The organism is Mesorhizobium sp. M2C.T.Ca.TU.002.02.1.1, from assembly GCF_003997225.1.
In genome coordinates, this window is sequence record NZ_RZTO01000453.1 from 1 (window position 1) to 5,031 (window position 5,031).

At 65.1% G+C, this 5,031-nt stretch carries 3 protein-coding genes; all 3 read left to right on the plus strand.

Annotated features, from left to right (window positions below):
* Positions 1-711: outer membrane protein assembly factor BamD (locus EOD07_RS21995; RefSeq protein WP_164772419.1), on the plus strand; the 711-nt coding region annotated here is incomplete at its 5' end.
* Between the two features lie 8 nt (positions 712-719).
* Positions 720-2,393, plus strand: a complete 1,674-nt coding sequence (gene recN / locus EOD07_RS22000) for a DNA repair protein RecN (protein WP_041011985.1) — start codon at positions 720-722, stop codon at positions 2,391-2,393.
* Between the two features lie 471 nt (positions 2,394-2,864).
* Positions 2,865-5,031: NAD-dependent DNA ligase LigA (ligA, locus tag EOD07_RS22005; protein ID WP_127236968.1), on the plus strand; the 2,167-nt coding region annotated here is incomplete at its 3' end.

Sequence of the window (5,031 nt, forward strand, 5' to 3'; positions counted from 1 at the left end):
CTCTACAACCAGGGCCTGGCCAACATGAATGCCGGCCGCCTCGATGAGGCCAGCAAGAAGTTCGACGCCGTCGACCGCCAGCATCCCTATTCGGAATTCGCGCGCAAATCGATGGTGATGGGCGCTTTCGCCGACTATCGCGCTGGCAATTACGACGAGGCGATCGGCACCGCGAAGCGCTACCTGACGCTCTATCCGTCGACCGACGACGCGGCTTACGCGCAATACATCATCGGCTTGTGCTACTACCGGCAGATCAAGGACGTCACCCAGGACCAGAAGGAGGCGCGCCAGACCATCCAGACCATGCAGGATCTGGTGACGCGCTGGCCGAACTCCGAATATGTCGCCGACGCCAAGGACAAGATTCGCTTCGCCAATGACCAGCTTGCCGGCAAGGAGATGCAGATCGGCCGCTATTATCTCGAGCGCCGCGAATACATCGCCGCCGTGAAGCGCTTCCGCACCGTGGTCGAAACCTATTCCAACACCCGCCATGTCGAGGAGGCGCTCGCGCGCCTGACCGAGTCCTATTATGCGATGGGCTTGACCTCGGAAGCGCAGACGGCGGCGGCGGTGCTCGGCACCAACTATCCGGACAGCCCGTGGTACAAGGATTCCTACAAGCTCCTGCAGAGCAATGGGCTTGAGCCGCGCGAAAATGCCGGATCGTGGATATCCAAGGCCGGGAAGATGATCACCGGCGCCTGAAGCTTGCGATGCTGTCCAGACTGTCGATCCGCGATATCGTCCTGATCGAGAAGCTGGACATCGACTTCCTGCCTGGGCTTTCGGTGCTGACCGGCGAAACCGGCGCCGGCAAATCCATCCTGCTCGATGCCTTGTCGCTGGCGCTCGGCGCGCGCGGCGATGCATCGCTCGTCCGCCACGGCGCCGCGCAAGGCCAGGTCATTGCCGTGTTCGACGTGCCGCGCAACCATCCGGCGCGCGCTCTGCTCGTCCAAAACGACATCGAGGACGATGGCGATATCATCCTGCGCCGCGTGCAGACGGCCGACGGTCGCACCCGCGTCTTCGTCAATGACCAGCCCTCCAGCGTCACTCTGATGCGCGATGTCGGCCGCGCGCTGGTCGAGATCCACGGCCAGCATGACGAACGCGCCCTGGTCGATCCCGGCGCGCATCGCGAATTGCTGGACAGTTTCGGCGGCCATCTGGGCGCCGTGCGCGGCACGGGCGAAGCCTGGCGCTACTGGCGAAACTGCGAGCAGGAGCTTTCACGGCACCGCGCCAAGGTCGAGGCTGCGGCGCGCGAGGCCGATTATCTGCGCGCTTCCGTCGCCGAGCTTGCGAAGCTCGATCCGCAGCCGGGCGAGGAGACCGAGCTTGCGGAACTGCGCGCGCAGATGATGCGCGTGGAAAAGATCGCCGCCGAGATCCATGATGCGCAGGATGTGCTGTCGGGACCGTCCTCGCCGCTGCCGCAGCTTGCCAGCCTGTTGCGGCGGCTGCAGCGCAAGTCGGGCGAAGCGCCGGGCCTGCTCGATGACGTGGTGAAATCGCTGGACGAGGCGATGATCTCGCTCGATGCGGCGCAATCCGGCGTGGAAGCCGCGCTCCGCGCCACCGAATATGATCCGCAGCGCCTGGAGAAGGCGGAAGAGCGCCTGTTTGCTTTGCGCGCCGCTTCGCGCAAGCACAATGTCGCGGTCGACGACCTGGCGCAGCTGCGCGACACGATGGTGGCCGATCTTGCCGATCTCGATGCCGGCGAGGAGCGGCTGCATGCGCTGGAGAAGCAGGCGGCCGCCGGGCGCGAGGCCTACGATATTTCCGCGGCACAGCTCTCGTCGCTGCGCCACGCGGCCGCTGCGGGCCTGACCAAGGCCGTCATGGCGGAGCTGCCGGCGCTGAAGCTCGAACGGGCCGAGTTCATCGTCGAGATGGGAAGCGATGCCGAAAGCCGCATGGAAGAGGGTATCGACCAGGTCGAATTCTGGGTGCGGACCAATCCGGGCACCAGGCCGGGACCGATGATGAAGGTCGCCTCGGGCGGCGAGCTCTCGCGCTTCTTGCTGGCTTTGAAGGTGGCGCTCGCCGATCGCGGCTCGGCGCCGACCCTGGTCTTCGACGAGATCGACACCGGTGTCGGCGGCGCGGTGGCCGACGCCATCGGGCAGCGGCTGGCGCGGCTCTCGAAGCGCGTGCAGGTGCTTTCGGTCACGCATGCGCCGCAGGTGGCGGCACGCGCCGCCACGCATTTCCTGATCTCCAAATCCGGCGGCAAGGACCGCGTCGCCACCGGCATCGCCGAAATGGACCGCGCCGCGCGCCAGGAAGAGATCGCGCGCATGCTGGCCGGCGCCGTCATCACCGACGAGGCGCGCGCGGCGGCGGAGAGGTTGCTGCGCGAGAATACGGCGGCAGCGTAGTTACTCGACACAGGGATTTTGACGGGCCGGCTCTGGTTGCCTTGGCAGGTGGCATGGCCTTGGAGATTGGCTGAAAACGCCCATTCCGTCGTCATTCCAGGGCGAAGCGTACCGCGTAGACCCTGGAATCCATGCCGTTACCTCGGCCGAGGAATGCCGCGGAGCAGAACTTCTGAACCGTTGCAACGCCTTAGCGCCACGGCATGGATTCTCGGGTCTGCGCTCCGCTTCGCGTCGCTACGCCCGTGGATGACGACGGGGTGGCGTTTCGGCCAATCTCCAAGGCATGGCACCTGCCAACAAGAACAGAGCCGACCGGTCAAAAGCCCCGTGCCTCGGAGCTTGTTTCTCCAACCTTGCAAGCTGAGTCAGCAGATGGCTGTATCCTGCCGTCGGCCAATGATTTTTCTACGAGCCCTGCCGACGAATCCTGATTTATAGTGGCCCGCCATTATTCGAGGACCGCGTTCCATGTCGGAAAAACCAGTCGAATCGCTGAGCGAAAGCGAGGCCGCGGAGGAGCTGAAGCGGCTCGCGGCGGAGATCGCCGAGCACGACCGGCGCTATCACACCGAGGACGCGCCGACGATTTCGGACGCCGAATATGACGCGCTGGCGCGGCGCAATCTCGCGATCGAGGCGCGCTTCCCCGATCTCGTACGCGAGGATTCGCCGTCGCGCCGGGTCGGCGCGCCGCCGGCGGAAGGCTTTGCCAAGGTTCGCCATGCGGTGCCGATGCTGAGCCTTGCCAAGGCCTATACAGACCAGGACGTCGCGGATTTCATCGAGCGCGGCCGGCGCTTCTTCGACCGCGACAAGGACCTCGACATCGCCTTCACCGCCGAGCCGAAGATCGACGGACTGTCGGCCTCGCTGCGCTATGAGAATGGCGTGTTCGTTCAGGGCGCGACGCGCGGCGACGGCGCGGTCGGCGAGGACATCACCGCCAATCTCAAGACCATTGCCGACATTCCGAAGAAGTTGCAGGGCTCGGGCTGGCCGGAGGTCATCGAAATCCGTGGCGAGGTCTACATGACCTATGCCGAATTCGAGGCGCTGAAGCAGCGCTCGGCGGCGGTCGGCGGCCAGGATTACGTCAATCCGCGCAACACGGCGGCAGGGTCGCTGCGCCAGAAGGATCCGTCGGTCACCGCCAGCCGCAACCTCAAATTCTTTGCCTATGCCTGGGGCTACACCACCGCCGATCCGGCTCCGACCCAGTACGATTCCGTGCAGAAGTTCAAGGAATGGGGCTTCAAGGTCAGCCCGCTGATGGTGCGGGCGAAGTCGATCGACGAGCTCATCGCGCAGTATCACCGGATCGAGGAGCAGCGTTCCTCGCTCGGCTACGACATAGACGGCGTCGTCTACAAGGTCGACCAGCTCGAGCTGCAGCGCCGCTGGGGTTTCGTCACCGGCGAGCCGCGCTGGGCCGTCGCCCACAAATTCCCGGCCGAGCAGGCGATGACGACGGTTGAGAGGATCGACATCCAGGTCGGCCGTACCGGCACGCTGGCGCCGGTGGCGCGCCTGGCGCCGGTGACCGTCGGCGGCGTAGTGGTCGAGAACGTCACGCTGCACAATGAAGACTACATCAAAGGCTTCGACAGCAACGGCCAGCCGATACGCGACGGCATCGACGTGCGCATCGGCGACACGGTGGTGATCCAGCGGGCAGGGGATGTCATCCCGCAGATCGTCAGCGTCGTCATCGACAAGCGGCCGGCCAGTGCCGTGCCTTACGAATTCCCGCATACTTGCCCTGTCTGCGGATCGCCGGCGACGCGCGAGATCAACGAGAAGACAGGCAAGGAGGATTCGCGGCGCCGCTGCACCGGCGAGCTGATCTGCGCCGCGCAGGCCGTGGAAAGGCTGCGCCATTTCGTGTCGCGCGGTGCGCTCGATATCGAGGGCTTGGGCGCGGAAAACATCGACCTGTTCTTCAATTCGGGGCTGGTGAAGACCGCCGCCGATATCTTCACGCTGAAAGATCGCCGCCCGGCGGTCACCAAGGCGCTCGCCGAGCGGCGCGAGGAACAGGCGAAGCTGCGCGAGGAAGCCTCGGGCAAGACCCGCAAGAACGTGCGCAGCGTGGAGGAGCGCAACTATGAAGGCCTCGACAAGCTCTTCGCCGCTATCGACGCGCGGCGCGAGCCGGAGCTCGACCGCTTCATCTTCGCGCTCGGCATCCGCCATATCGGCGAGACGACGGCGGCCGTGCTTGCCCGCCAGTTCTCGACCATCGAGGAGCTGATCCGCGTCGGCAAGGAAACGGCAAAGGCGGAAGATCCGCACAGCGTCTTCCCATCGATCAACGGCATCGGCGATACGGTGATCAATGCGTTGCGCGACTTCTTCGGCAATGAACGCAATGACGACGTGCTGGACTCCCTGCTCGCGCAAGTTCACCCGAAACCTTACGTCATGGAAATCTCGGCCGGCAGCGAAGTCTCCGGCAAGACGGTCGTGTTCACCGGCACGCTGGAGAAGATGACGCGCTCGGAAGCCAAGGCGATGGCGGAGCGGCTCGGCGCCAAGGTGGCGGGCTCGGTTTCTGCCAAGACAGACCTGGTGGTGGCGGGTCCCGGCGCCGGCTCGAAGCTGAAAGTTGCAAGCGACCTCGGCATCGAGGGGATCG

Bases quoted from the DNA above. Each gene is read 5' to 3' on its own strand.
- recN (WP_041011985.1), top strand. From the start codon at position 720: ATGCTGTCCAGACTGTCGATCCGCGATATCGTCCTGATCGAGAAGCTG.